General features: G+C 47.2%; 26 protein-coding genes. 15 read left to right on the top strand and 11 right to left on the bottom strand.

What is annotated here, in order from left to right; all coding sequences use genetic code 11:
• Positions 1–27 precede the first annotated feature (27 nt).
• The 3 genes from ACFSUS_RS24010 to ACFSUS_RS24000 all read right to left on the bottom strand — a co-directional run bounded on the left by ACFSUS_RS24010 (position 28) and on the right by ACFSUS_RS24000 (position 4,177).
• Entirely contained in the window at positions 28–1,698 is a 1,671-nt protein-coding gene (locus ACFSUS_RS24010) for a GMC family oxidoreductase (protein WP_381526632.1), read from the bottom strand.
• A gap of 410 nt (positions 1,699–2,108) precedes the next feature.
• On the bottom strand, positions 2,109–2,771 hold the full coding sequence (locus ACFSUS_RS24005) for a phosphatidylserine decarboxylase family protein (RefSeq protein WP_381526630.1): 663 nt from the start codon (positions 2,769–2,771) through the stop codon (positions 2,109–2,111).
• Between the two features lie 131 nt (positions 2,772–2,902).
• Positions 2,903–4,177, bottom strand: a complete 1,275-nt coding sequence (locus ACFSUS_RS24000; RefSeq protein ID WP_381526628.1) for a Glu/Leu/Phe/Val family dehydrogenase — start codon at positions 4,175–4,177, stop codon at positions 2,903–2,905.
• Positions 4,178–4,517: 340 nt separating this feature from the next.
• Between ACFSUS_RS24000 and ACFSUS_RS23995 the strand changes: the two genes are divergently transcribed.
• From ACFSUS_RS23995 to ACFSUS_RS23975, 5 genes are all read left to right on the top strand, one after another.
• Positions 4,518–4,904 (top strand): TraR/DksA family transcriptional regulator, encoded by a 387-nt coding sequence (locus tag ACFSUS_RS23995; RefSeq protein WP_381526626.1) that lies wholly within the window; start codon positions 4,518–4,520, stop codon positions 4,902–4,904.
• A 426-nt stretch (positions 4,905–5,330) separates the two neighbouring features.
• Positions 5,331–5,783 carry a phage holin family protein gene (locus tag ACFSUS_RS23990; protein ID WP_381526624.1) on the top strand — a complete coding sequence of 151 codons (453 nt, stop codon included), beginning with the start codon at positions 5,331–5,333 and terminating at the stop codon, positions 5,781–5,783.
• A 39-nt stretch (positions 5,784–5,822) separates the two neighbouring features.
• A complete protein-coding gene (locus ACFSUS_RS23985) occupies positions 5,823–6,347 on the top strand; it encodes a hypothetical protein (RefSeq protein ID WP_381526622.1) in 525 nt (174 codons plus the stop codon).
• A 28-nt stretch (positions 6,348–6,375) separates the two neighbouring features.
• Positions 6,376–7,074, top strand: coding sequence for a phosphoglycerol geranylgeranyltransferase (locus ACFSUS_RS23980; RefSeq protein ID WP_381526620.1), 699 nt, complete (start codon positions 6,376–6,378; stop codon positions 7,072–7,074).
• 3 nt (positions 7,075–7,077) lie between these two features.
• Entirely contained in the window at positions 7,078–7,515 is a 438-nt protein-coding gene (locus tag ACFSUS_RS23975; RefSeq protein WP_381526618.1) for an energy transducer TonB, read from the top strand.
• 58 nt (positions 7,516–7,573) lie between these two features.
• Here the strand turns inward: ACFSUS_RS23975 and ACFSUS_RS23970 are convergent, their stop codons facing one another.
• The 3 genes from ACFSUS_RS23970 to ACFSUS_RS23960 form a co-directional block, all read right to left on the bottom strand.
• Positions 7,574–8,500 carry an AraC family transcriptional regulator gene (locus tag ACFSUS_RS23970; protein ID WP_381526616.1) on the bottom strand — a complete coding sequence of 309 codons (927 nt, stop codon included), beginning with the start codon at positions 8,498–8,500 and terminating at the stop codon, positions 7,574–7,576.
• Between the two features lie 169 nt (positions 8,501–8,669).
• On the bottom strand, positions 8,670–9,839 hold the full coding sequence (locus ACFSUS_RS23965) for an acyl-CoA dehydrogenase (protein WP_381526613.1): 1,170 nt from the start codon (positions 9,837–9,839) through the stop codon (positions 8,670–8,672).
• Positions 9,840–9,934: 95 nt separating this feature from the next.
• On the bottom strand, positions 9,935–10,405 hold the full coding sequence (locus ACFSUS_RS23960; RefSeq protein WP_381526611.1) for a MaoC family dehydratase: 471 nt from the start codon (positions 10,403–10,405) through the stop codon (positions 9,935–9,937).
• 31 nt (positions 10,406–10,436) lie between these two features.
• Here ACFSUS_RS23960 and ACFSUS_RS23955 point away from each other — a divergent pair, with 31 nt between their 5' ends.
• Positions 10,437–11,264, top strand: coding sequence for an alpha/beta hydrolase (locus tag ACFSUS_RS23955; protein ID WP_381526609.1), 828 nt, complete (start codon positions 10,437–10,439; stop codon positions 11,262–11,264).
• Here ACFSUS_RS23955 and ACFSUS_RS23950 read toward each other — a convergent pair.
• A complete protein-coding gene (locus ACFSUS_RS23950; RefSeq protein ID WP_381526607.1) occupies positions 11,232–11,903 on the bottom strand; it encodes a TVP38/TMEM64 family protein in 672 nt (223 codons plus the stop codon). The two genes, ACFSUS_RS23955 and ACFSUS_RS23950, sit on opposite strands and share 33 nt — an antisense overlap.
• Positions 11,904–11,966: 63 nt before the next feature.
• Here ACFSUS_RS23950 and ACFSUS_RS23945 point away from each other — a divergent pair, with 63 nt between their 5' ends.
• A complete protein-coding gene (locus ACFSUS_RS23945) occupies positions 11,967–13,106 on the top strand; it encodes a cystathionine gamma-synthase (protein WP_381526605.1) in 1,140 nt (379 codons plus the stop codon).
• Positions 13,107–13,227: 121 nt separating this feature from the next.
• Here ACFSUS_RS23945 and ACFSUS_RS23940 read toward each other — a convergent pair whose 3' ends face one another.
• Positions 13,228–15,582: a TonB-dependent receptor gene (locus tag ACFSUS_RS23940; protein WP_381526603.1), complete on the bottom strand. Its 2,355-nt coding sequence runs from the start codon at positions 15,580–15,582 to the stop codon at positions 13,228–13,230.
• Between the two features lie 275 nt (positions 15,583–15,857).
• Between ACFSUS_RS23940 and ACFSUS_RS23935 the strand changes: the two genes are divergently transcribed.
• The 7 genes from ACFSUS_RS23935 to serS all read left to right on the top strand — a co-directional run bounded on the left by ACFSUS_RS23935 (position 15,858) and on the right by serS (position 20,976).
• Positions 15,858–16,085: a DUF4926 domain-containing protein gene (locus ACFSUS_RS23935; RefSeq protein WP_381526601.1), complete on the top strand. Its 228-nt coding sequence runs from the start codon at positions 15,858–15,860 to the stop codon at positions 16,083–16,085.
• 82 nt (positions 16,086–16,167) lie between these two features.
• Complete coding sequence (locus ACFSUS_RS23930; RefSeq protein WP_381526599.1) at positions 16,168–16,863, top strand: tetratricopeptide repeat protein; 696 nt, start codon at positions 16,168–16,170, stop codon at positions 16,861–16,863.
• Positions 16,864–17,023: 160 nt separating this feature from the next.
• Positions 17,024–17,530 (top strand): 6,7-dimethyl-8-ribityllumazine synthase, encoded by a 507-nt coding sequence (ribH, locus tag ACFSUS_RS23925; RefSeq protein WP_381526597.1) that lies wholly within the window; start codon positions 17,024–17,026, stop codon positions 17,528–17,530.
• Positions 17,531–17,612: 82 nt separating this feature from the next.
• Positions 17,613–18,938 (top strand): aspartate kinase, encoded by a 1,326-nt coding sequence (locus tag ACFSUS_RS23920; RefSeq protein WP_381526595.1) that lies wholly within the window; start codon positions 17,613–17,615, stop codon positions 18,936–18,938.
• A gap of 58 nt (positions 18,939–18,996) precedes the next feature.
• Positions 18,997–19,305, top strand: a complete 309-nt coding sequence (locus ACFSUS_RS23915) for a nucleotidyltransferase domain-containing protein (RefSeq protein WP_381526593.1) — start codon at positions 18,997–18,999, stop codon at positions 19,303–19,305.
• Positions 19,302–19,688, top strand: coding sequence for a HEPN domain-containing protein (locus ACFSUS_RS23910; protein ID WP_381526591.1), 387 nt, complete (start codon positions 19,302–19,304; stop codon positions 19,686–19,688). Before ACFSUS_RS23915 ends, ACFSUS_RS23910 begins: the two co-directional genes overlap by 4 nt.
• Positions 19,689–19,692: 4 nt before the next feature.
• Positions 19,693–20,976, top strand: a complete 1,284-nt coding sequence (gene serS / locus ACFSUS_RS23905) for a serine--tRNA ligase (RefSeq protein ID WP_381526589.1) — start codon at positions 19,693–19,695, stop codon at positions 20,974–20,976.
• Positions 20,977–20,999: 23 nt separating this feature from the next.
• Here the strand turns inward: serS and ACFSUS_RS23900 are convergent, their stop codons facing one another.
• Together ACFSUS_RS23900 and ACFSUS_RS23895 are read right to left on the bottom strand one after the other, a co-directional pair.
• Positions 21,000–21,272: a hypothetical protein gene (locus ACFSUS_RS23900; protein ID WP_381526587.1), complete on the bottom strand. Its 273-nt coding sequence runs from the start codon at positions 21,270–21,272 to the stop codon at positions 21,000–21,002.
• 89 nt (positions 21,273–21,361) lie between these two features.
• Positions 21,362–22,639: a DUF349 domain-containing protein gene (locus ACFSUS_RS23895; RefSeq protein ID WP_381526584.1), complete on the bottom strand. Its 1,278-nt coding sequence runs from the start codon at positions 22,637–22,639 to the stop codon at positions 21,362–21,364.
• 90 nt (positions 22,640–22,729) lie between these two features.
• Between ACFSUS_RS23895 and ettA the strand changes: the two genes are divergently transcribed.
• Positions 22,730–24,397 (top strand): energy-dependent translational throttle protein EttA, encoded by a 1,668-nt coding sequence (gene ettA / locus ACFSUS_RS23890; protein ID WP_381526582.1) that lies wholly within the window; start codon positions 22,730–22,732, stop codon positions 24,395–24,397.
• A 269-nt stretch (positions 24,398–24,666) separates the two neighbouring features.
• Here the strand turns inward: ettA and ACFSUS_RS23885 are convergent, their stop codons facing one another.
• On the bottom strand, positions 24,667–25,305 hold the full coding sequence (locus ACFSUS_RS23885) for an FRG domain-containing protein (RefSeq protein WP_381526581.1): 639 nt from the start codon (positions 25,303–25,305) through the stop codon (positions 24,667–24,669).
• Positions 25,306–25,311 lie beyond the last annotated feature (6 nt).

The following is a 25,311-nucleotide window of genomic DNA, read 5'->3' as shown; positions in this document are numbered from 1 at the left end:
GTTTTAATAGTCAACACCAAACAGCTTTTAAATACTGGCAACACGATCGTCGCTTGTAGAGACCATTTTGCGTCCTAAAATCAAGTCTGCCCCTTTTTCAGCAATCATAATGACCGGCGCGTTTGTGTTGCCAGATACAATAGTTGGCATGATCGACGCATCTATGACACGTAGGCACTCTATACCGTGCACCCGAAGGTCAGCGTCTACTACAGCCATTACATCCTGCCCCATTTTGCACGTACCGACCGGATGATACACTGTTTCAAGGACAGCCAGCACATGTTGCCACAAGGCATCATCCGAACTATAATCAGTAGGTAAGCTAATTCCCTGGCTATAAGGCCCAAACGCATCAGCCTTCATCACCTCAATAGCCTTTCGTAGACCGCTAAGCAGAATTTGCTTATCAGCGTCTTCGGCCAGATAATTAGGTTGGATCAACGGCGCGTCGAGTGGATTGTTAGACTTCAGCCCAATGTAGCCACGGCTTTGGGGCTTCAACAGCGTAGGCAAAACTGTATAGCCATCAGTAGATGGGTAGGTCGACAAATCGTAGAAGTCTGCTTTACCATCATTACCAAAGTGCACCGGTGCAAAATGAAATTGCATATCTACCCGCCCTTGGTTTTCCACGCCAGTCAATTGATCGGTTTGCAGAAAAGCGACTGCCTCAAGCGGGCTGATAGTCATTGGTCCTTTCTTATTCAGAAAGAATTGTACCAACCCCTTCAGTTGATTGAGCGGCTTCAGGTGAAAGTTAGCCGATGTGCCCCGCTGCGAACATAAACTGCTTATGCCGCAGAACAGGTGGTCCTGCAGGTTTTGGCCTACTCCAGGCAACTCTTTCTTTAGAGTAATGTCTAATGCACGCAGTTCATCAGCGGGTCCAATGCCCGACAGCATCAGCAACTGGGGCGATTGAAACGCGCCCGCTGACAAAATTACCTCTTTTCGGGCAGTAGCTTGCTGAGTTTGACTCTTACCCGTTATGAACTCGACACCTGTTGCCCGGTCGTTCCGAATTAATATCTGTTTGGTTAAAGCGTGAGTAATAACCTTTAAGTTAGGCCGGTTGAGTACGGGTTTTAAAAAGGCCGTAGCTGCACTATGTCGTCTGCCATTTTTTATGGTAAACTGAAATAGGCCCGTTCCTGCCTGTTGAGCGCCATTATAATCATGGTTTTCGGGAATACCAGTCTGTTTACAGGCTTCAACAAAAGCATTTGCCAACGGTGTTTGAAATCGTGTAGCATAAGTCACGTTAAGCGGCCCACTACGTCCGTGATAGCGCGGGTCAAGTTGCTCGAACTGCTCGTTATGCTCCGATCGTATGAAGTAAGGCAGTATAGCTTCATAGCCCCATCCGGCATTACCCAACGCTGCCCAATCGTCGTAATCGAGCCGATTACCACGTACATAAGCCATAGCATTCGTCGAGGAACAGCCGCCTAATGTTTTACCACGCGGCTGATACATTCGGCGGCCATTTAGCGCGATCTGGGGCTCCGTCCAGAAGCCCCAATCAACAGCAGAACCGTGCAGCCTGGTATAAGCCGCAGGAATATGGATTTCCATCCTCTTGTCTGGCCCACCAGCCTCCAGCAGTAATATTGAAACGGCTGGATCAGCCGAAAGTCGGTTAGCCAAAACACAACCTGCCGACCCCGCGCCTATAATGATGTAGTCGAACTCCATACTCTTAGTAAAGCTTTGTAATGCCTTACTAAAAATAAGTAAAAATTATCTGATTATGATTATAAATTGGGAGACGAGATACACAAGTTCTCGTTAAGAAAGAGGGGCATCCCAAACCGGTGCTGATAAAAGAGACTTTTACCGCTCTAGTCTTAAATGATTGGCAACTTATGGCTTTGCGATCAGAGGTAGATCACTGTCTCATGTTAAGCATCGGTAATAAAAACGGGGTTAGGCTAAACAAGTAGGCGGCCTCTAGTTTCACTCAGCAGCTTATGCTGACATGCAGGCCGGATCAATCTCGCTCTGAAACATACCGAAATTAACAGCCGCGGGAAGCTTGTAGGAAAATTACCAGGTGTTGACATATATAGGTAGCGACCAATTCATCAGCCGCTACCCAAAGAGACTTAAGGTAGTTCAGCTATAACCGTAACCCCGCCTTTAGTTCGGTCGCCAATTTTAACTTTGATGTCAGCATCAAGCGGCAGGAAAACATCAACCCGTGAGCCGAACTTAATAAATCCCATCTCCTGACCTTGTTCAACAGGTTGTCCCTCTTTAACGTACCAACGAATACGGCGGGCCACAGCACCGGCAATTTGCCGAAACAGTACTTCAACTCCATTAGTAGCTTCAATGACAACCGTTGTCCGCTCGTTTTCAGTGCTCGACTTTGGGTGCCAAGCCACTAAGTATTTACCTGGATAATATTTGAAATACCGAACAACCCCTGAGACCGGATTTCGATTGACGTGAACATTCAGCGGTGACATAAAAATTGAAATTTGACGCCGACGGGCTTTAAAATACTCGCCTTCTTCCGCTTCTTCGATCACGACTACAGTACCATCAGCTGGCGCAATTACCTGCGTATCTCCGGTAGTGAGCAACCGGTTAGGCACGCGAAAGAACTGCACAATCAAGACAAACAGGATTAGGCTAGCCACCAGTAGCAATGTAATTGCCGTTGGGTTGTCTGAAAACAAATAAAAATAAGCGAGCAAATTGAGGGCTAGCAAAACTAGCCCTGTCGTAAGCATGATGGTGTAGCCTTCGCGGTGTAAGCGCATGTACTGATTTATGACCGGAACGCCGGCCCGGTTACGTTGTATGATTTACGAAGTTAATGCCGTCTGAACGGTATGATTTACGTAATGAGCGAGCAAAAATCGTAAATCGTATCTCGTAAATCAAAAATCAATTAGTACCCGCCCCGGAATTTATACGTACTAGCCACCTTATCAATAGCCACAATGTAAGCGGCCAGGCGCATAGGCACCTGATAGCGCTGCGACGTTTCAAACACGCGATCAAAGGCGTCTTTCATCACGCGGTCGGCCCGGCGATTGATCCGATCGAGCGTCCATTTGTAGCCGATGCGGTTCTGCACCCACTCAAAGTAAGATACCGTAACACCACCTGCATTCGCTAAAATATCAGGAACAACCAGGATGCCTTTGCTATTAATGATCTCATCGGCACTGGCTGACGTTGGTCCGTTTGCACCTTCTACAATCATCTTGGCCTGAATAGAAGCGGCATTGTCATCTGTTATCACATCCTCTTTGGCAGCAGGTACCAGAACGTCAACGGCTAGGGCCAGCAATTCTTCATTCGATATTTTTTCGGCGCCACTAAAACCATCTAATGTGCCTTTGTTACTATTCCGGTAGTTTACAGCAGCTGTAATATCAATACCCGACGCATTGTAATAACCACCTGATATGTCACTGACCGCTACTACCGTAACGCCCCGCTCGTGGAGCAACTCGGCCGCGAAAGAACCAACGTTGCCAAATCCCTGAATAGCCGCTGTGGTCCGGTATGGATTCATGCGAAGTTTATCCATGGCGGCCAAAGCAGCCACCGTAACGCCCCGTCCCGTTGCTTCAGTACGCCCTAGCGAACCACCCAGTACCAATGGCTTACCAGTCACTACGTTATTGACAGTCATGCCTTTAGCCTTAGAGTACTCGTCTACAATCCAGGCCATCTCACGAGGTCCCGTACCCATATCTGGAGCCGGAATATCACGATCTGGGCCGATTACGTCGAGCATAGCGACGGTGTATTGGCGAATAAGCCGCTCGATCTCGCCCGCCGACATCTCACGTGGGTTACAGGCAATACCCCCTTTTGCTCCACCATAAGGAATATCCACAACTGCGCATTTCCAAGTCATCCAGGCAGCCAATGCTCTTACTTCGTCGAGATGCACAGCAGGATCGAGCCGGATGCCTCCTTTGGCTGGTCCCAGAATGTTTGAATGAATGACGCGGTAGCCTTCAAACACCTTGATAGCTCCGTTGTCCATCGTAACCGGTAGCCCTACAATGACCTGACGGGCTGGTACTTTGAGGATGTCGTACATTTCGTCTGAGATACCTAACAGACGGGCAGCCGCGTCAAAACGCGACATCATAGACTCAAGCGGATTTTCTTTATCTTTTATCGGAGCTGGTTCGATATATGCCATGGCCATAGCTTAACTTCTTGTCTTAAACTAAAAATATTGATGAAGTGTGCCGCAAACTTAATAAATCACGAATCACATTACAAAAAGTATATTTTTTCTAAGATTAATCTAAAATATACGTCGACATAATTATTTATAATCGGAAATTATGTCCAAATAGTTTTGCCTATAATGTTTTTCAAGCCAAATATTCATTTGCATAAATACCCTTTTACAATTAAGTAAATTTTAAAAAATACGTTACTAAATGTTACATATACTCAGTTAACCATTGAAAAGCCGCATACAAACTATTAATTTTGTAGTTATAATCTTACACCCCATCAAATAGGCACTTGCTATGGTTCAAGAAGAGAAGAAACGTTACTCGGAAGAAGACTTGAAGGAGTTCGAAGAGTTGATTAGTCAGAAACTCGACGCAACCCGTAGCGAGTTGAACTACATCAAAGAAACTTTGAGTAAGCGGAATGATAGCGGAACGGATAACACCTCGGGCAACTCCAAACTGCTTGAAGATGGAGCCGATACGAGCGAACGGGAAAACCTTAGCCAGTTAGCTGCTCGGTTGCAGAAATTTATTCAGCAGCTAGAAGCAGCTATGGTACGAATCAAAAACGGTACCTATGGCATTTGTAAGGATACTGGCAAGCTGATTCCTAAGGAGCGCCTTCGGGCTGTGCCACACACACAGCAAACGATTGAAGCCAAACTTCGGCAGTCAAATTAGCCAATCCTATTGGTAGGGCCTGGTGTTGTTGATCATGTGATTGACAGCCTGGCTTCTTGTCCCTTTCGTTATCCGATGATATTGAAAAATAGCCCCGGCGAATTATTCGCCGGGGCTATTTTTGTAGACGGTCCTCCTTTGTATTACCCGCCTAAACCATTTATTAAAAGCGTTTCAAACGTTTGATCGGGCGTTTTTTCCACAATCGTGTTACTTATTGTCAACCGAACTGGCTCTTCCGCCTTGTTGATAATTAAATCACAATCTTTTTTTTAACCTTTCTTCATCTATACAGCTTGCCACTGGAGCCTAAAAAAGGCAGTTGTACTGCTTAGTAACTTTTGGGAGCCCAAAAAGAAGCCATTTTAAACAAATTGGACGATTATTTGTAGATACGGCAGAGCGAAAACTTAACTACTTACGATCATGTTGGAACGCTTAGAAGAAATTCGGGAGAATATATTCCGCTATTTGGAAGCGCGTATTGAATTATTTACGCTGGAAACTCGCGGAAAACTGGAAGAGGGTGTGGTGGTTGGCGTCCATGGTATTGTGTTGGCTTTACTGGGTACAATGACGACCATATTTATATTTAGCCTGCTGGCGGCTTATCTGAACGAGGTAACCGATAGTCGGTATCTGGGTTTCTTGATTGTGGCCGGTTTCTTTTTACTGTTGACCGTTATTTGGTTAGCAGCAAAAGACTTTTTCAAATCGAAGATTCGGGTAGCCGCCTACAGCGCTATCAAGAAAAGCCAGGAGAAAAAAGTAGAAGAAAAGTCGCAGGCAGTTGAAGAGCTCATGGCTAAAACTCGCTCGACAATGACTGAAAACGGACGATACGTTGAGCAGGGTCAGCCCTCACCAAAACCTTTTTAAACAATTCGGTTTCATTGAAAATACTTTAAGAAAGAAAAAATGGAAGACCCTAAAGTACCATTCGCTGATACAACAGCCCGCAGAGCCCAACTCATGGCCGCCACAGAACGATTTAAAAGTTCTATTACCGACAGCGTTGATTCAATCAAAGGTGATGCAACAGAGGTTGGTAAAACAACTGCGATTGTTGCAGCTGCCGCTTTAGCCGTATATTTGGTTGTTAATGCTATTTTGCCCAAGTCTGATGAGTACCGCTACGCCGAAAAATATGGCGAACCAGATGAGCAGGAAGATCACTTTGATGAAGACGATGATGAGTCATATGCTCAACCCGGAAGTCATAAAGCGATTCAACAGCAGGCAAAAAAATCGCAGAAGTCAGCAGCCGCAAGTGGTCTGATTGGTGGTTTAGTTACGTCAGTGCTGACCAACATTGCCCGCGAGCAGCTAACCGGCTTTTTAGCCCGCATCCGTCAGAATAATGCCATCAACCCAACTGCCGACCCAAGGCAATATCACGAAAAGGCTCCAACCCGGCCTGTTAACTACGTTACAGAGTCATAAGATAGCTGGTCTTAGATCGCTTGCCGTCTTGCTCGACCCCGATAAGGTCGAGCAAGACGCGCTTTCGGCTTTAGTAGCACGAACAACTGAGCATCCGGTTAACTTTTTTTTGGTTGGTGGCAGCCTGGTCACTGACTATGTCCATCAAGAAGTTATTGCCACTATTCGTCGGCATTGCGACACGCCTGTCATTTTATTCCCGGGCAATCCACTTCATATAGACGCATCGGCCGACGCTATCTTGCTCCTTTCGCTCATTTCGGGTCGTAATCCAGATTTTTTGATTGGTCAGCACGTCATTGCCGCTCCTCTACTTAAAAAAAGTGGTCTGGAGATTTTACCTACTGGCTATATGTTGGTCGATAGTGGTACGCAAACGACTGTTTCCTACGTTAGTGGTACGATGCCTCTGCCGCACGATAAACCTAACGTAGCCGCTTGTACAGCCATGGCGGGCGAGATGCTGGGCCTAAAGCTCATGTATTTAGACGCGGGAAGCGGGGCACGCCGTCCTGTATCGCCTGAGATGATCGCTGCGGTTCGATCCGTTGTCGACGTTCCTATTGTTGTTGGCGGGGGTATCAACTCAGGTGAAAAAGCGTATGAGGCCTTAAAGGCGGGTGCCGATATGATTGTCGTTGGCAATGGCATCGAACAGGACCCCGATCTGCTTCCACAATTATCGACTGTAATGCGTGAGTTTAATCAATCAGTTGTACAAGCTTAACTTATGAAAACGATTGCCTATGCTGTGCTGTGTCTGACCGTCACAGCCTGTACTTTGGTGTTATCTAATACGGATTCTCGGGCGCAATCGCGTAGCGAGTTGGTTTACACCACAGCCGAACGCGAACCTGAATTTCCGGGAGGCAAAGCCGCCCTAAGCCAGTATCTGGCTCAAAACATACGCTATCCAAACTCATTAGCCCGGAAGAACTACAGCACAGGGCCCGTAGCGGCTAAATTTATTATTGATAAGGATGGCAGTATTCGTGATGTGCGTATAACCACGAAGCCACTGGATAAAGAGAATCGTAAAGGGATGCAGGAGTTCATGACAACCATTGTTGCAGCCATCGAGAAAATGCCCCGCTGGCGCCCTGGTGAAGTTGGTGGGCAGCCAGTAGCCGTATTTTATACGTTACCTGTTGAAGTAAACGTACAATGATTAAAAACAAGAGCGGGCCACAAGTACCTGTGGCCCGCTCTCCGTATTTTATTGTTCTCTATACATTCATCAGTGATTCCCGACGGCGCATCTTACCCGCTGGAATACCAAACATCATCTTGAACCGGCGGCAAAAGTAAGCGGTATCTTTGTAACCCACTTCGGCTCCAATAGCCCGAATGCTTTTCTTACTGGTTCTCAACAAGCCCACGGCGGCTTCCATCCGCTGATATTCGATATAATCCTGGGGATTGATGCCCGTCAGCATTTTGAAGTACTGTCCTACGTAGTCTTCCGAAACGTTGGCAACGTTAGCGAGCACTTTGTTCGACAGATCTCCTCCCAGGTTTTCTTTGATATAAGCAAAGATGTCGATCAGCCGAGGATCTTTGAAGTAGGTACTGTTGGTAACCAACTGCTCAACGAACAGGCGGTTTTTCAGGATGTACCGGACTACTTCGATAACGATCTCTTCTGTCTTTATTTTGATGATACGTCCTTTCCCGGCCAGGTCGGTCATATCTTCGGCCAAAATTTGGTCAATGGTGTTCGCCAGGTGATCTTCCCGCTTAATGATGAACGGGGGCACATCGAGCGAGTTAAAGAAGTTGACAGAATCAAATACCTTAGCCTCAAACGAAACGTAACCGAACGAATTAGGCAAATGGCCAATGAGTTTCGGATCGTGGTTGCCTTCCCAATACGACTCTCGATGGGTCATAAACTCTTCGTTCGAAACCCCTTTTGCGTTCGATGGGTCGCCGTACGTAACCGTCACATGTTTGCCACCAGGAATGAACAGCATGTCCCCTACATCCACACTGATTTTGTCATCGCCAATTGATACTTCGCCGTTGTAAAGAATCAGTAATGTATTCTCAACATCGTAAAAATTCTTGATGGTGATCGGCTGCAGAATCCTGATGTTGCGAGCCTTAATGAATTTAACACCCAGGGATTCGATTATTTTATTGTAGTCTTCCATAGCAGAAAGGTGTGTCTCTAACTGACGTTGCGCTCAAAGTTGCACAAAACTAATAATTTGTACAAAACTAATACAAGTATAAAAGTTTCCAAATAATAAAAAAATAGCGCGTATTCTCAAAGAACACGCGCCCCTCCTATAAAAAAATTCTATTTTACTAAGAAAATACTTAGCGAACGAGTTCGCGAGCGATCACTAATTTTTGGATTTCAGATGTACCTTCGTATATCTGCGTAATTTTAGCATCACGCATCAAACGCTCCACGTGAAATTCTTTCACGTACCCGTAACCGCCGTGAATCTGTACCGCTTCGGTTGTTGCCCACATTGCTACATCAGATGCATATAGCTTAGCCATTGCTGCGGCTTGAACATAGTCCTTGTGTTCATCTTTAAGGCGGGCCGCTTTGTAAACGAGCAGCCGGGCCGCTTCAATTTTGGTGGCCATTTCAGCAAGTTTAAACTGAATCGCCTGATGATCAAATATTTGCTTTCCAAAAGACTTACGTTCCTGACTATATTTCAGGGCAAGTTCGTAAGCCCCAGCGGCAATCCCCAGCGCTTGAGCAGCAATACCAATTCGTCCGCCGTTGAGCGTCGACATAGCGAACTTAAACCCAAAGCCATTCTCGCCAATGCGGTTTTCTTTCGGCACTTTTACGTCGGTAAACAAAAGTGAATGAGTATCCGATGCCCGAATACCCATCTTGTCTTCTTTCTTGCCAACCAAAAAACCGGGCGTTCCTTTCTCAATAATCAGACAGTTAATGCCGCGGTGTTTTTTCTCACGATCCGTTTGCGCAATGACCAAACAAACGCCCGACGAGTTTCCGTTGGTAATCCAGTTTTTGGTACCGTTCACTAAATAATAATCGCCTTTATCTTCAGCGGTGGTGGCCTGCGACGTAGCGTCCGAACCCGCTTCGGGCTCAGAAAGACAGAAAGCCCCGATAATCTGACCAGAAGCCAGCTTGGTTAAATACTTCTGCTTCTGTTCTTCGGTGCCGAAAGCTTCTAGCCCATAACAGACGAGCGAGTTATTGACGGACATAATAACTGAGGCTGACGCGTCGATCTTAGAAATTTCTTCCATCGCCAATACGTAAGACACCGTGTCCATACCTCCTCCCCCATATTCGGGTGCGACCATCATGCCCAAAAAGCCCAGCTCGCCCATTCGCTTGACTTGCTCCGCGGGAAACCGGGCTTCGTTATCGCGTTCGACGATGCCGGGTAGCAATTCATTTTGTGCAAAGTCGCGGGCGGCTTCCTGTACAGCGAGATGCTCCTCTGATAAATTAAAATTCAATCCTTGTAACTCCAGCGTTGCCGTTGCCATCTGAATTGGGTAGTTAATACGTTTGTTGACGATAGTGTAAAGATAAGAAAAAATAGAACTAATGGTATGCATGCATACAGTTCTACCATCCAAACTTACTCAAACAATAACGTTATTAATTCCGCTACGCAGGCCGGTTTTTGCTCGCCTTCAACTTCAAAGGCGCACTCAACAATGGCCCGAACACCATTTGTATCTTCGTTACTATTCTGCGGTTCTGCGTGGTGCAGCCAGGCTTTCATACGCAAGCGACTACCCACCGGAACAGCATTTGTAAACCGAATTTTGTTGGCTCCGTAGTTGATTCCGAGCTTAACCGATTCAACCTTATAAATTTCGGCTAACAGCTTAGGCGCTAACGAGAGCGTCAGAAAGCCGTGAGCGATGGGGGTTTTGTAAGGAGATTCACGAGCAGCCCGGTCAGGGTCCGTATGAATCCATTGATGATCGCCGGTAGCTTGGGCGAACAGATTTACCATTTCCTGCGTAATGGTCATGTACTCGGTTTCGCCGAGCGATTGCCCGGCATGAGCAGAAAATTCGTCCAGATTGGCGAAGGTTTGCATGAGTGTTTGGGTTTAATGCAACTTTACGGGTATGACTGTAGTCGCCGACGTTTGTTATTTTGATTTTGAGGGCAGCCAATTAGCCTACCGAATCTACGGAAATGGCCCTGAGAGACTGCTGGCATTCCATGGTTTCGGCCAGGATAGTCAAGTGTTTTCGGCGCTGGAAAGAACATTTGACGACACATTTACGGTGTATTCACTCGACTTATTTTTCCACGGTAACAGCCGTTATGGAGCCAGTCAATTACTAACTAAAACCAGTTGGCAAAGGTTAATAGAGGCTTTTTTGCAGGAGCTGCGCGTTGAGCGGTTTGCGCTCATGGGCTTTAGCCTGGGAGGACGGTTTGCGCTGTTAACCGCCGAACTCTTCATGAGTCGGGTCAATCAATTAATCTTGATAGCACCAGACGGTATCACGCGTAATCTGTGGTATCGGCTGGCCACTGGCTCAGTACCAGGCCGATGGGTATTCGCCTACGTGTTACGGCATTTATCGATGTTAAGTACTATCGGTCATATGCTGACCCGGTTTGGGCTACTCAATCGTACGGCCATGCGCTTTGCTGAAATTTCGCTCGGAACACCTGCCCAACGCGAATTAGTTTACAACTCGTGGACACAGTTTCGGCAACTACGCCCTGATCTGGAAACCATCAGTAAATTTGCGCATCGGCACGCCGTGCGTGTTCGATTATATATTGGTGAGTTCGACCGGATTGTGCCCGGACGTTACGTATTTCCTCTCACTCAAAAGCTTGAGCACTTTGAGCTAACTGTGTTGAAAACGGGGCATAATCATTTGGTTGAGATGGCAGCAGAACATCTAGCGCAGGGCCTTTTTGACGACTTGCCATAAGCCGATGATGGACACGACAATCAATCCAATGATAATTAGTTGCGTCCATGTATTTTGATTTGGGTTCTCGAGCAGCGTTCGAATTTCGCGGGCTTCGTACCCCGACCAGATCGCCAGTAACGTTCGGGGTAACATCCCTAGAAAACCACCCAGCAGAATATTTTTCAGGCTTGCTCCTGAGAGGGCAAACAGGAGATTTGTCAAGCCGAACGGTAGTATAGGCGAAAGTTTAGCGAAGAAAATAACTTCTAACTCTTTGTCGAGGATGCGGTCGAGCACTGACTGTGCTTTGGGGTTACGGCTCAAAAAACGCAAGAAACGATCATGATCGAGCCAACGCACGATGGAATTGATAAACAGTATGCCACCCATGTTAATGATGCAAAGGGGTAAAACAGCCTGCCAACCCAGAAAATAGCCAAAAATTAACGCCAGCATAGTCGGTGGCGTTAAAACCGCCGACGTAACGGTACAAAGCAACGTAATGCCTGCCCACTCTAAGGTGTTAAAACGCGCTATTACTGTTTCATAAACAATGGCGTAGTACGTCAGTACCGACGTGAATACGATGGGCGTTACCGATAACAGGATACCCGCAACGGCTGTTCCGGTAAGTTTCTGAGGAATTATTTGCTTCACTTGCTATCAAACTACCCTGGGGGCCCGGCGGTTCATAAATAGAAAAACGTGTTACCTTCGACTATGAAATTTGCAACCAAAGCCATACATGCCGGCATCGAACCGGACCCGACAACGGGCGCAATCATGACGCCCATCTATCAGACCTCAACCTACGTACAGGAGTCGCCTGGTAAGCACAAAGGCTATGAGTACGCCCGAACGCAAAACCCGACGCGAACGGTGCTTCAGAACAACCTGGCTGCTCTTGAAAACGGGAAACATGGCATTTGCTACTCATCGGGCCTTGGTGCCACCGATGCGATTCTAAAGCTATTTAAACCCGGCGACGAAATCATCGCCAGCAACGACCTCTATGGCGGCACGTACCGGATTATGGTGCGTGTGTTTCAGGAGTTTGGCCTCAAATTCAAATTTGTCGGTCTAGATAATCCCGCCAATCTGGAAGCGGCCATTACACCCGCGACGAAGATGGTCTGGATTGAAACGCCTACAAATCCCCTGCTACGTCTGGTTGACATTGCAGCTATTGCGGCTATCACCAAGCAACGAGGTATTCAGTTAGTCGTTGACAATACGTTTGCGTCGCCCTATCTGCAAAATCCACTTGATTTAGGTGCCGATATTGTGGTGCATTCGGTAACGAAATACCTGGGAGGCCACTCCGACACGGTGATGGGTGCTATTGTCCTGAACGACGATGACGTAGCGCAACGGCTGGCCTTTATTCAGAATGCCTGTGGAGCTGTGCCGGGCCCTCAAGACTGCTTTTTGGTCTTACGTGGCATCAAAACCTTACACCTCCGCATGCAACGGCACTGCGAGAACGCCATGCAGGTCGCTCAGTACTTACAACAGCATCCAAAAGTGAGTCAGGTATATTATCCCGGCTTGGAGTCGCACCCCGGTCACGAACTGGCGAAGCAGCAAATGCGCGGCTTCGGCGGTATGTTATCCTTTACGCTGCACGGCGATTCAATGCCCGAGGCTGTGCGAGTGATGGAGTCATTTGAAGTCTTTTCCCTTGGCGAGTCGTTGGGAGGAGTTGAGTCGCTTTGCACGCACCCGGCTAGTATGACACACGCCAGCATTCCCAAAGAAGAGCGCGAAAAGAACGGCCTTAAGGATACCCTTATCCGGCTTAGTGTGGGCGTCGAGGATGTTGACGACCTGATTGCCGATTTAGCGCAGGCGATTGGATAAGAGTCTGAACTGATATCTGAAGAATGTCTGAACCGGGATTTTAACAGGAAAGGATTTACACGATTTAGTTTCCAGCAGGTGTAATCAGCAAAATCCTGTTAAAATCCCGGTTCAGACAACTTTAGAATCGCAGCTTCACTCCGGCCAGAAAATTACGGCCAGCTTGTGGGTAATAGCCATTATCAGCCACTACCCTCCCTTCCGAGATGTAGGCGTAGGTATAACCATTTGACTCGTAAAGTTCATTTAGTACGTTATTGAGCAGTAACGTAAACGTAATCTCCTGCGCGAATTTGGGCTTCAGCGAGTAGATCACACGAATGTCGTTTGTGAAGTATGGGTCTAGTTTTCGGCTTTCGTTGGATGTATTATCCAGATATTGTTTACCAACGTATTTCGACAACAGCCCCAATTCCAGACCTTTTGCGGGTGTGAACAATAGTTGTGATCCTGCAATTACATTCGGCGAAAACGAAATATCAGTCTCTCGATATTGGCGGCTTTCCTGCTGGCCATTATCAAAGTTGTCCAGATACTCCGTGAAGTTTTTGATCTTGTTTTGACTAAAAGTCGCGTTTACGTTCCAACGAAGCGGCTTGGCTAATCGAGCGCCTGCTTCTAGTTCTATTCCAGCCCGGTAACTTGTGGGCACGTTAACGCGATTGGCAGCGCCTACGTCGTTCAGTTGACCCGATAATACCAACTGATTCCGGTAGTTCATGTAATAGGCGTTAGCCGTAAACGCTACGTTCGCAGTCTGAATCTTATAGCCTGCTTCATAATCAATCAACTGCTCAGCTTTAGGGCGGCTGGCCGGAGTCGACTGCGTATAATCGTTTCGGTTGGGCTCACGATGGCCAACGCCGACCGATCCGTACACCGTGCTTCGGTCATTGAGCGTATAGGTCAGGCCCGCTTTTGGGTTAAAGAATACCAGGTTCGCCGTTTGCTGAACATTCTGCAACTGACTGTTGAAGCCCAGAAATGAATAGTCAATTGTTCGCACTTGGGCATCCACAAATCCATTCAGGCTTCGACTAAGCTGGTAAAATGCTTTGGCGTATAAATTAAAATCGGTTTTAGTGGCATCATCGTTGTAATAACGGTCCCGGATGTTGGTGTTTCCGGCGAAGCGAGCCCAGATGATCTCACCATAGTGCTCACCTTTGTACTGATTCCACCCCCCGCCAATGTTCGCCGTTAGTTTACCAAAACCGTTATAATCAAACGAAAAAACAGTACCGTAGAAGTTGTTGTCCAGCCAGAGACGCCGAACTATATCCGTCTGGCGGATGGTTGAGTCGCCAATGACTACGTTTGGCAGCCCATAGTTGCTAAATTCATCATTAGCCCTGTATTCTTCGTAATATCCACGACCTTTTGTATAAAAAAACGACAGGTTTGCCCGCCAGTTTTTGCTCAACTCGTGCGAGCTGATGAGCTGATAGTTGTCTTGCTGGTAGTTATCAGTCTGATTGTCATACGTAAATGAGTTATACGTTCGGTTCGTTTGCAGCAAGCTTTCTGGTACGCCATTCCAGGCCTGATACGTCTGCTCTTGTCCAGAAAACACATTCAGCCGCACGAAGCTCTTATCGGTGTAATAGCCGCCCGAGATGTAGAATGATTTCAGGTTTGAGAAAGCCCGATCAATGTAGCCGTCCGAATGAATTGTCGACAGCCGGGCATCCAGGGTAAAGTGGTTGTTTAAAAGTCCCGTACCTGCCAATACATTAACCTTACGCGTTCCAAATGAGCCAGCCGACAGGTTAGTTTCTGCATAAGGTTTTGTCTCCAGCTTATTCGTTTGGATATTCACCGAGGCTCCAAATGCCCCTGCCCCGTTCGTTGATGTACCCACGCCCCGCTGAATTTGAACACTACTCACCGACGAGGCAAAGTCGGGCATATTGACAAAAAACGTTCCCTGCGATTCGGCATCGTTGTAAGGAATGCCGTTCAGCGTTACGTTTACCCGGGTTGCATCTGATCCCCGAATGCGAATTCCGGTATAACCGACGCCAGCACCCGCATCAGACGTGGTCACAATAGACGGGGTAAAATTCAAAAGCTGAGGTATATCCTGGCCCAGATTAAGTTTATCGAGATATTGACGCGAAACGTCCGTGTAGGCGATAGCTGACTTTTGGTTGGCGCGAGTGGCACTCACGACCACTTCGTCTACAGCAATGGCCGCTTTTCGCAAGGTGACGGATACGGTCGTATTCTGGGTGAGGTCGAGCGTCTGGGTTTGCGCTTCAAATCCTAACAACGAAACACGTAATGAAACTGGGCCCGGCTTCAGATTTGTAAGCCGAAACGTACCAGTCGCGTCGGTGAATGTGCCTTGATAGGTACCCTCAACTGTAACGGCCGCGCCGGGGACTGTGCCTCCCTCAGCATCGCTGACTGTTCCGGAAATGGAGAATTGCGCCCAAGCAGGCAAAATGGCTAGCCATAAAAAGGCTACAAGCATAAAAAAGTAGACGGAATGCCGTCCAGTCATCGTTTTTTTCATGACGAAAAAGCATGACGATAGGCAAGGGGCCAATCCTACCTTTGGTTAAACGTGAAAAAAGATAAGAAATCCAGATCCCTTCGCGGCATTACCCGCGCAGGTTCAATGGGTATAATCTCAGCCCGTTGTATTAGGGCACCCCTTATTAAGATTAGCGGGCACAAAGTTAATCTATTTTAACAAAACAAGACTTAACGTTGGTCGTTTCTCTAGCATGACCAGTATATTAACGTATGAGTGAGTTTGATCTAGTGGTTTTGCAGGAGGATATCGCCAATAGTCGGCTGAAAGCGGGGGATGTTGGTACTATCTTAACCGTGTACAGCGACGGGAAAGCATTTGAAGTAGAATTTGTGACGTTAACCGGCGAAGCAGTGGCCGTTGAAACCCTGCTCCCCCACCAGATTCGGGGCGTACGGGCGTCAGAAGTAATGGCTGTACGGGATATGGCCGTTCAATAAGAAAGCAAATCGTAAACTTTTGAAATTTACGCTTTTCCGCAATGGTAAATATTCCTAATTTTGCAATCCAAATTGCAAAAGCATGAGCAAGAAGAACACCGGATTGGAATTTTTGGAAGACCCGGACGCATTAGAAAACAAGTTAGAAGACGTAGGCGACTTCTTCCAACAGAACCGAAACATCGTTGTAGGTGTGCTCGGCGGCTTAGTATTGCTGGTAGTTGGGTTCTTTGGTTATCGCTATTACGTAAGTAGCCAGGACGAAACTGCGCAGGTTGAAATGTTCCCATCGGTTTATCAGCTTGAAGCCGATTCGCTAAAAAAAGCGCTCAATGGCGATGGTAGAACCCCAGGTTTGCTAGCCGTTGCAGATAACTACGGGGCGACACCGGGTGGTAACCTGGCCGAATTCTACGCCGGTATGGGCTTGTTGAAGCAAGGAAAATACGACGATGCCATTGAGCATCTCAAAAGCTTCAGCTCGTCAGATCTGCTGGTGCAAGCTCGTGCTTATGCTCTCATTGGCGATGCTTATATGGAAAAGAAGAGCTATGGTGAAGCGGCCGACTATTACCAGAAAGCAGCTGACTATAAGCCTAATAAATTCTTTACGCCTGGTTACTTGATGAAGCTGGCAGTTGCGTATGAGCAAGCCAAGCAGAACGACAAGGCTGTGGAGACTTATAACAGTATCATTGAAAAATACGCTCAGTCGCCGGAGGCCGTTAATGCCAAGAAGTACAAATCCGTGCTCGAAGCAACGGTCGGTGAGTCGTAAGCGTATCTGAACGAATCAATAGCGCAAAGGACAAGACCGACACTGGTTTTGTCCTTTTTTATTGTAGCTTGGACGGCCACGTCCGGGTGTTTGTCAAAGTGATTCTTCATTCCCGGACGTGGTCGCCGGATTGCCGTACCACCAGAATACAATTCAGACAATGGCCTCTGATTTAAAAAACCTTAGCGTCTTTTCAACTGATGAGCTACCCGACATCAGTTATCGCCGGTTTGCCATTCTTGTTTCGGAATGGAACACGGATGTGACCGAAGCATTATTTACGGGCGCTTATCAGACGTTGCTCCAGTATGGTGCGAAAGCCGAAAATATTGTTCGTGGTAACGTACCAGGTAGCTACGAGTTAAGTCTCGGGGCACAATGGTTCGCTCAGCGCGATGACATCGATGCCGTCATTGCGCTCGGTTGCGTCATTCAGGGCGAAACCAAACACAACGATTACATCAACCATGCTGTGGCGCAAGGCTTGACCAATGTGGGGTTAAAAACTGGTAAGCCAATCATTTTCGGCGTTTTAACCCCTAACGATCAGCAACAGGCCCTCGATCGGGCCGGTGGTAAACACGGCAACAAAGGCGACGAGGCCGCCATCACCGCTATCAAGATGTTAGGCCTCCAAAAGCAAGTTTATTCGTATCAGTTTAAATAAAGAGCGAAAGCGCAAAAGAGTGAAAGAGTAATTTCTTTCGCCTGGCTCGCTCTTTCACTCATTCACCCTTTCAATCATTAGAATGCACGTCTGGAAATTCGGTGGTACGTCGGTTGGGAAACCCGAGCGTATGCAGTCTATCCGAAATCTGATTACTAGCGACGATACCCGTAAAATCGTCGTTCTGTCCGCCTTATCCGGCTCGACTAACGCGCTACTTGCCATTGGCGAATCGCTTAAAGCAAATGATGATGCCGACGCGAACACCAAAATTGATGCGCTAAAATCTCATTACGATAACTTCGTTAGCGACCTCTATTCAACGGCAGAAGGTAAAGCGGCTGGTCAGCAGATCGTTGATAAAGAATTTTCATTTATTCGGTCGCTGACGCGTGTTAAGCCTTTTACCTTAAAGCAGGAAAAGGAATTAGTAGCGGAAGGCGAACTACTAAGTACACAGCTGTTTCAGGCTTATCTAGTTGAAGAAGGAGTTGCTTCAACATTGTTACCAGCGTTGGAATTTATGCGCATTGACGCCGACAACGAACCAGAGATTTCGTATACTGAGCAGCGACTAGCGGATATGCTTCCTCAACATCAGGACAGGCAGATTATCGTAACGCAAGGCTTCATTTGTCGGAACCCACGGGGTGAGGTAGACAATTTAAAGCGGGGCGGCTCTGATTATACGGCTTCGCTGATCGGTGGTGCCATTCGCGCCGAAGAAATTCAAATCTGGACGGACATCGACGGGATGCACAACAACGACCCTCGTATCGTGAAAAATACGTTCCCGGTTCGTGAGCTGACCTTCGACGAAGCAGCGGAGCTAGCCTATTTTGGAGCAAAAATTCTGCACCCGTCCACCATTACACCTGCCCGCATGTTTGGCGTGCCGGTACGTCTGAAAAATACCATCGACCCTGCGGCCCCAGGTACGCTAATTGCTGATCGCACGTCAGACCAAGTGTTTAAAGCGGTGGCAGCTAAGGACGGCATCACGGCTTTATACATTCACTCGACCCGTATGCTAAACGCTTATGGCTTCCTGCGCCGGATCTTCGAGATATTCGAGAAGTACAAAACACCGGTCGATATGCTGGCTACTTCTGAGGTATCTGTATCGGTTACCATTGATAACACCGAGAAAATAAAAGAGATTTCAGAAGAGCTTAGTGCGTTCTGCACACTAGAAGAACCTGACTTTGATCAGACAATTATCTGCATTGTTGGTAACTTCAGCGCCGACAACGAAGGCGTTGCCGTGCGGGTTTTCAATGCCATGAAGAACATTCCAATTCGTATGGTTTCGTATGGCGGTACCGAAAGTAACTTATCCTTGTTGGTGCACAGCCGGTATAAAGCCGATGCCTTAAACGCTTTGAACGAAGGGCTGTTTTCGTTGTAAGTTTTTGGCAAGACCTATAGAGTTTTTAAACCCTGTGGGTCTAAAACCCCCGTGGACCATGACCGATGCAGAATTTTTACAAGCGGTTAAACGATCTGTCCTCGAGATTGATCCTCAGGCTGAAGTATGGCTGTTTGGCTCAAGAGCACGTGGGGATGCTAAAGAAGATTCGGACTGGGATTTTTTAGTGCTAACTAATAACATAGTTGACCGTCAATTTAAATACAAAGTCTGGGAACACTTAAATGACCTTGAGCTCAATGCTGAACGAGTTATCAGTTCCCGAATTTTTAACAAAATTTACTGGCGGAGCTTAGCTGTAACAGACCTATTCAGAAACATTCAGGAGGATGGTAGGTGTGTATGAAGACAAAAGAAGATACAATAGCCTTTCGCCAACAAAAATCTGACCGGGTTTGGGCTGAAGCTATGTCAATGATTCGAGACGAACACTGGGAAGGTGCAGCAAATCGAATGTACTACAGTGCTTTTCATGCCGTATCAGCTTTATTGCTTTCTGAAGATATTCCTGTTAAATCACATTCGGGTGCTAAGGCAATGCTTGAACTTCATATTATAAAGTCTGGTCGTATTGAAATGAAGTGGTCGAAGCTTTATACAAAACTTTATGAAAATCGAACGGACAGCGACTATGAAGATTTTGCGGTCTTCAACGCTGACGATATACTACCCTTGGTCCCACAAACTGAAGAATTTATCGACGTTATCAAACGTCTGATTAACTCATAAATCAATGCTCCAACTTCCCTTTATCCGAGAGAACAAAGACATTACGCTGGCAGGTCTGCGCAAGCGCCATTTTGCTGATGCCGAAGCCGTTATTGAGCAAGTGCTTAGTCTTGACCAGCAACGACGCGATACACAGAAAGAGTTAGACGACGTCTTGGCGCAGTCTAATGCGAAGGCTAAAGAGATCGGTGCCCTGATGAAATCGGGCGATAAAGCTGCGGCTGAAGCAGCTAAAGCCGAAACGGCATATCTGAAAAATCGCTCTCGTGAACTCGAAGAAGCCTTGCGTTCGGTTGAACAGCAGTTACAGGATGTGCTCGTTACGATTCCGAACATACCGCATAGCAGCGTTCCAGAAGGACGGACAGCCGACGATAACGAGGTGGTGCTGGAACACGGCGAAAAGCCGACGCTTTACGCCGGAGCGCAGCCGCACTGGGAACTGATTGAGCAGTACGACATTATCGACTTTAAGCTTGGCGTCAAGATCTCAGGAGCTGGCTTTCCGGTTTACAAAGGTAAAGGAGCTCGTGTTCAACGCGCCATGATTAACTTTTTCCTTGATGAAGCCCTAAAAGCGGGTTTTACGGAGGTGCAGCCGCCGATTGTAGTCAATGAAGATTCTGGCTTTGGCACAGGACAGCTTCCTGACAAAGAAGGTCAGATGTACTACATTACGGAAGATAAGTTGTATCTGATTCCAACGGCTGAGGTGCCCATTACCAATCTCTACCGCGACGTGATTCTACCCGAGAATCAGTTGCCGGTTAAGAACGTTGGCTACACCCCTTGTTTTCGGCGTGAAGCAGGCTCGTGGGGAGCGCACGTCCGGGGTTTGAATCGTCTCCACCAATTCGATAAAGTCGAGATTGTTCGCATCGAAAAACCGGAAAATTCTTATGCGGCTCTGGAGGAAATGAGCCAGCATGTGCAGAGCTTGTTGCAAAAGCTAGAGCTTCCTTACCGCGTGTTACGACTCTGTGGGGGCGATATGGGCTTTACGTCAGCGCTTACCTACGACATGGAAGTATGGTCGGCGGCTCAGCAGCGTTGGCTGGAAGTTAGCTCGGTATCAAACTTTGAAACGTATCAGGCCAACCGGCTGAAACTGCGTTCCAAAATTGACCGTGGCGACGGACCGGGCAAAATGCAGCTACTGCATACCCTAAACGGCTCAGCTCTAGCATTGCCACGCATTCTGGCCTCCATCCTAGAGAACAACCAAACGCCCGAAGGCATTCGCGTTCCTAGCATTTTGGTGCCTTACTGCGGTTTCGATATGATCTAAACAAGGCGGCTAGTCGGTCGTACTTAACAACTACAAGAGTAATCGTCATAGCCAGGATACCTAGGCGACAGATGACCATCTATACGGATAACCCGCTCTAATGGAATCTGCTCGCCTGTGGCTAGTTCAAGATAGTCGACACCATCTTTCTCGCTAATTGCCTTTGTTAGAGCATCGGTACGAATAAATTCACGTAGCTCCGTGAAATAATCGAGCCGAACGAATTTTTTTAACGGGATTAATGACCGAAACTCTGCTTCGGTTAATGGGGCGGTTTGATTGGCTATCGTTTCCATACTTGATAAACAAACGCTTATAACGAAACGTGCCCCGGTGATGTACCAGGGCACGTTTCGTTATTTATAACCTTACAATTGTCTTTCTATTAATAACCGACTGTTTCTAGCTGCTTTTGAAATTCCCGCAAGATGGTTTCTTTCATGGCAATCTTACGTTTCTGCGTATTAATCTTATTCAGAACTTGCTTATCGGCATCGTTATTCGGGTCAAGGCCGTCAGCATCCTGTAATGCAAACTGTAAATCGCTTTTCTCCCGCTTAACGAGGTATTCCATCTCCCGGATCTTCGTCCGGATTTGTTCAGCCTGGCTTTTCAGTTCAAAGGCGGGATATTTTCTTGACAGAACACGCCCTAAATAGCTAAGCTCGAATATCTTATCGCAGGCCGCCCGGAAGCGTTCATTGACAACTTTATCCTGCAACTTAAACGGCACCCGAATTTCTTTCCAACTATTAAGCAACACCTTGGCACGCTCGGCAGCTGCAAAAATGTCAGACTGCTTTGAAAGCTTCTCCGCTTCGTCAGCCATTTTCATCTGGGCCTCAACACGCGGATCAATTTTTGGCACGATAACAATTCCCTTCGCATCATTATATTTTGCGTAGAACATTGTCGTGGCCTTCTTAAACTGCTTGTAAAGCTTACCGCTTTTCTTAATCGGGACCTCACCCACCTGTTTCCAGGCGTTGTTAAGCCGACGAACTTCCTGGAAAGCCGCGTCCAAATCTCCCAGGCGGTTAGCCCGGAAGGCCAGCCTAATAAGCTCATCGTACTTATCGAGCCGCTCCTGAATGACCTTATTCTGCTCATTGAAGAACTCCCGCCGGCGTTGGAAAAAGCCATCCAACAACTCCTGAAAGCGGCCTTCTACTTCTGCTTCGACCGACTTATCAACTGGGCCGGTCTTAATCCACTTCGTCTTGATTTCCTGTAAGGCGTCGGCGGTTGCCCGCCAATCTGTACTGTCGACAATAGCTTCAGCTTCGGCAATCAGGGCTCGTTTGATTTCAAGATTTTTAAGCTGATTGACCGTTATTAAATCAGCCAATAACTTTTCTTGCTCGTCCAATCGTTCGAGCAGTGGCGGGAAGTCGCCGAGCGCGTCGAAGCCAAGTAGCTTTTTTCGAAGTTGAACCAGCTTTGTTAAATACGATCCTTTGTTTTGGGCTTCGGCAATATCTTTCTCTAGCTGGCTGACTTTATTCTCGGCAATGATGAAGCGATTTCTGAAATAATCGAGCGCTTCCTGCTCGGTGCGTTTAACTTCGCCAATCTGGCGATCTTCATAATTCAGGTAGCCTTTCAAAAATACCTTTCCGTCTTTGACGTAACCGTATTCATCTACCAGTGAAGCGTTTTCCATTACTATTCTTGGTTAAGGCTGCGCTGTGGGTTAATTTTGGTCGGATCGCCGAAGCGAGGTAATTACCAACCACAAATCTATTAGAATTTAATGAGTCAGGAAACCATAATCTTCTCTATGGCCGGCGTGAGTAAAAATATTCCGCCTAACCGACAAATCCTAAAGAACATATACCTTTCCTTTTTTTACGGTGCCAAAATCGGTGTTTTGGGACTTAACGGTTCAGGAAAGTCTACCTTGTTACGAATCATTGCCGGTATTGATAAAAACTATACCGGCGAGGTTGTTTTCTCACCGGGCTACTCGGTTGGCATGCTCGAACAAGAGCCGCAATTTGAAGCGGGCAAGACCGTTCGTGAGGTAGTTGAAGAGGGGGTTCAGGAAGTAGTGAACCTGTTGAAAGAGTTCGACGAGATTAATGAAGCATTCGGTGATCCCGATGCCGACTTCGATAAACTGATTGAACGCCAAGGGGAGGTTCAGGAGAAACTAGATCATTATAACGCCTGGGAACTCGACCAGAAGCTGGAACGAGCAATGGATGCGCTCCGCTGCCCACCCCCTGAGGCCATCATTGATAACTTGTCAGGTGGCGAAAAACGTCGGGTGGCTCTATGCCGTCTGCTGCTTCAGCAACCAGACGTATTGTTGCTGGACGAGCCAACCAACCACCTCGACGCGGAGTCAGTACTGTGGCTGGAAGAACACCTGCGGCAGTACAGCGGAACGGTAATCGCCGTAACGCACGACCGCTATTTCCTGGACAACGTAGCAGGCTGGATTCTTGAACTCGACCGGGGCGAGGGTATTCCCTGGAAAGGTAACTACTCATCGTGGCTCGACCAGAAACAGCAACGTCTGGCTAAAGAGGAAAAAACAGAATCGAAGCGCCAGAAGACCCTTCAGCGCGAACTAGAGTGGGTACGTATGGCCCCTAAGGCCCGCCAAGCCAAGTCAAAAGCGCGACTGGGTGCTTACGAGCGGCTGCTGGACGAAGACAACCGCCAGAAAGAAGAACGACTCGAGATATTCATTCCGTCGGGCCCACGGCTTGGTGCCAAAGTGATTGAAGCCGAAGACGTAGCAAAAGCGTTTGGCGACCGATTGCTGTTTGAACATCTGGGTTTCCGGTTACCGCAAGGTGGGATTGTTGGTATTATCGGTCCGAACGGTGCCGGAAAAACAACACTCTTTAAACTTATCACTGGTCGCGACAAGCCTGACGCGGGTACGTTTGATGTCGGCGAGACGGTGAAGGTAGCGTACGTCGATCAGGAACACGATGGGCTAGATCCTAACAAGACCGTGTTCGAGACCATTTCGGGTGGTAATGAGTGGATCACGATTGGCGGGAAGCAATCCAATGCTCGCGCCTACGTAAGCCGCTTCAATTTTGCCGGAGCCGATCAGGAAAAGAAAATCGGCACACTGTCAGGCGGTGAACGTAACCGCGTTCACCTCGCAATGACACTCAAAGAGGGAGCGAATCTGCTGTTGCTTGATGAGCCAACGAACGACCTTGACGTGAATACGTTGCGGGCGTTGGAAGAAGGGCTGGAGAATTTCGCAGGCTGTGCCGTTGTGATCAGCCACGACCGCTGGTTCCTGGACCGTATTGCTACGCACATTCTGGCATTTGAGGGCGACTCACAAGTGTACTGGTTTGAAGGCAACTTCTCGGAGTATGAAGAAAACCGACGCAAACGCTTAGGCACCGACGCCACGCCAACCCGGATTAAGTATAAGAAGCTGGTGTAATTGTTTGGATAGTTGTGAATTGAAGCTCACAACTATCCAAACAATTGGAAGTTGATGTCTATCTCCCTATCTGAGTTATGGCTTTGTGAGAAGCCTTCGAGATCATCAAATATGTATGTTTCATCAAAGCCAAACAGCGGCTTCCACAACATATTCAAATTCTTTTTCAGTCTTGATGAAATTCCTATAAACGTAAGGTCTTTGTCAGAATAAACTGGAATAGACCCCCAGTGCTCGTTCACTGCATTTCCGAAAAGGAAAAACGAATGCTAATTCCTCATGCGAGGTATTAAGTGAAGTGGTTCGAAAACAATTGGGTTGTTAGGTATGTGACTTATAATGTCTTTGATGCTAAGAGATGTTAGTCCTTCTCTTAAATGTGCCATGCTATAACTTAAGCGATCGATATTTAAACACACTAACAATCCATCTTCATCTACCTTATCTGTGCATGCAAACCAAAGAGAAACCCAAAGGCTTTTGCTAAAATCTAATAATCTTGTTGATCCTCCGTAATGTTGTACTAGTGATAATAACTCTAAATCATATAAGTTTCTTCCGTAATAATAACCATGGCCTCTCTGTCTTGCTCTTTGTAATAGCTTTTCCTCGTAATCACTGAGAAGCCCATTGAACGTTGGCATATTACTATCAAACGAGCTTGATGCAGCAGGGAATTGTGATTTTAAGCGTCTGACAGCTTTACTATCAATACGCCAATCAAGAGAAGCTTGTCCTCGCCATCCTACAAACGAGAAAAGCGAAGCGTCAAAGGTCGTTAAGAGGCTTGCTATAGTCAATATCTGCTCAACATCATCTAACATTATAATTTCGCCAAAATGCTCGGTCTCTACTTTTCTTATTTTTTCGTCATTCATGACGAACTGCATGAACATGTCAGCGAACATAGATAC

The organism is Spirosoma soli (genome assembly GCF_042684525.1).
GTDB classification, from domain to species: Bacteria; Bacteroidota; Bacteroidia; order Cytophagales; family Spirosomataceae; genus Spirosoma; species Spirosoma soli.
The sequence above is the reverse complement of the archived record's forward strand: the minus strand, read 5'-3'. Positions and strand labels throughout refer to the sequence as shown.

Coding starts and splice junctions, on each gene's coding strand:
- ACFSUS_RS24010 (WP_381526632.1), bottom strand. CDS start 1,698: ATGGAGTTCGACTACATCATTATAGGCGCGGGGTCGGCAGGTTGTGTT.
- ACFSUS_RS24005 (WP_381526630.1), bottom strand. CDS start 2,771: ATGCGCTTACACCGCGAAGGCTACACCATCATGCTTACGACAGGGCTA.
- ACFSUS_RS24000 (WP_381526628.1), bottom strand. CDS start 4,177: ATGGCATATATCGAACCAGCTCCGATAAAAGATAAAGAAAATCCGCTT.
- ACFSUS_RS23995 (WP_381526626.1), top strand. CDS start 4,518: ATGGTTCAAGAAGAGAAGAAACGTTACTCGGAAGAAGACTTGAAGGAG.
- ACFSUS_RS23990 (WP_381526624.1), top strand. CDS start 5,331: ATGTTGGAACGCTTAGAAGAAATTCGGGAGAATATATTCCGCTATTTG.
- ACFSUS_RS23985 (WP_381526622.1), top strand. CDS start 5,823: ATGGAAGACCCTAAAGTACCATTCGCTGATACAACAGCCCGCAGAGCC.
- ACFSUS_RS23975 (WP_381526618.1), top strand. CDS start 7,078: ATGAAAACGATTGCCTATGCTGTGCTGTGTCTGACCGTCACAGCCTGT.
- ACFSUS_RS23970 (WP_381526616.1), bottom strand. CDS start 8,500: ATGGAAGACTACAATAAAATAATCGAATCCCTGGGTGTTAAATTCATT.
- ACFSUS_RS23965 (WP_381526613.1), bottom strand. CDS start 9,839: ATGGCAACGGCAACGCTGGAGTTACAAGGATTGAATTTTAATTTATCA.
- ACFSUS_RS23960 (WP_381526611.1), bottom strand. CDS start 10,405: ATGCAAACCTTCGCCAATCTGGACGAATTTTCTGCTCATGCCGGGCAA.
- ACFSUS_RS23955 (WP_381526609.1), top strand. CDS start 10,437: ATGACTGTAGTCGCCGACGTTTGTTATTTTGATTTTGAGGGCAGCCAA.
- ACFSUS_RS23945 (WP_381526605.1), top strand. CDS start 11,967: ATGAAATTTGCAACCAAAGCCATACATGCCGGCATCGAACCGGACCCG.
- ACFSUS_RS23940 (WP_381526603.1), bottom strand. CDS start 15,582: ATGCTTGTAGCCTTTTTATGGCTAGCCATTTTGCCTGCTTGGGCGCAA.
- ACFSUS_RS23935 (WP_381526601.1), top strand. CDS start 15,858: ATGAGTGAGTTTGATCTAGTGGTTTTGCAGGAGGATATCGCCAATAGT.
- ACFSUS_RS23930 (WP_381526599.1), top strand. CDS start 16,168: ATGAGCAAGAAGAACACCGGATTGGAATTTTTGGAAGACCCGGACGCA.
- ribH (WP_381526597.1), top strand. CDS start 17,024: ATGGCCTCTGATTTAAAAAACCTTAGCGTCTTTTCAACTGATGAGCTA.
- ACFSUS_RS23920 (WP_381526595.1), top strand. CDS start 17,613: ATGCACGTCTGGAAATTCGGTGGTACGTCGGTTGGGAAACCCGAGCGT.
- ACFSUS_RS23915 (WP_381526593.1), top strand. CDS start 18,997: ATGACCGATGCAGAATTTTTACAAGCGGTTAAACGATCTGTCCTCGAG.
- ACFSUS_RS23910 (WP_381526591.1), top strand. CDS start 19,302: ATGAAGACAAAAGAAGATACAATAGCCTTTCGCCAACAAAAATCTGAC.
- serS (WP_381526589.1), top strand. CDS start 19,693: ATGCTCCAACTTCCCTTTATCCGAGAGAACAAAGACATTACGCTGGCA.
- ACFSUS_RS23900 (WP_381526587.1), bottom strand. CDS start 21,272: ATGGAAACGATAGCCAATCAAACCGCCCCATTAACCGAAGCAGAGTTT.
- ACFSUS_RS23895 (WP_381526584.1), bottom strand. CDS start 22,639: ATGGAAAACGCTTCACTGGTAGATGAATACGGTTACGTCAAAGACGGA.
- ettA (WP_381526582.1), top strand. CDS start 22,730: ATGAGTCAGGAAACCATAATCTTCTCTATGGCCGGCGTGAGTAAAAAT.
- ACFSUS_RS23885 (WP_381526581.1), bottom strand. CDS start 25,305: ATGTTCGCTGACATGTTCATGCAGTTCGTCATGAATGACGAAAAAATA.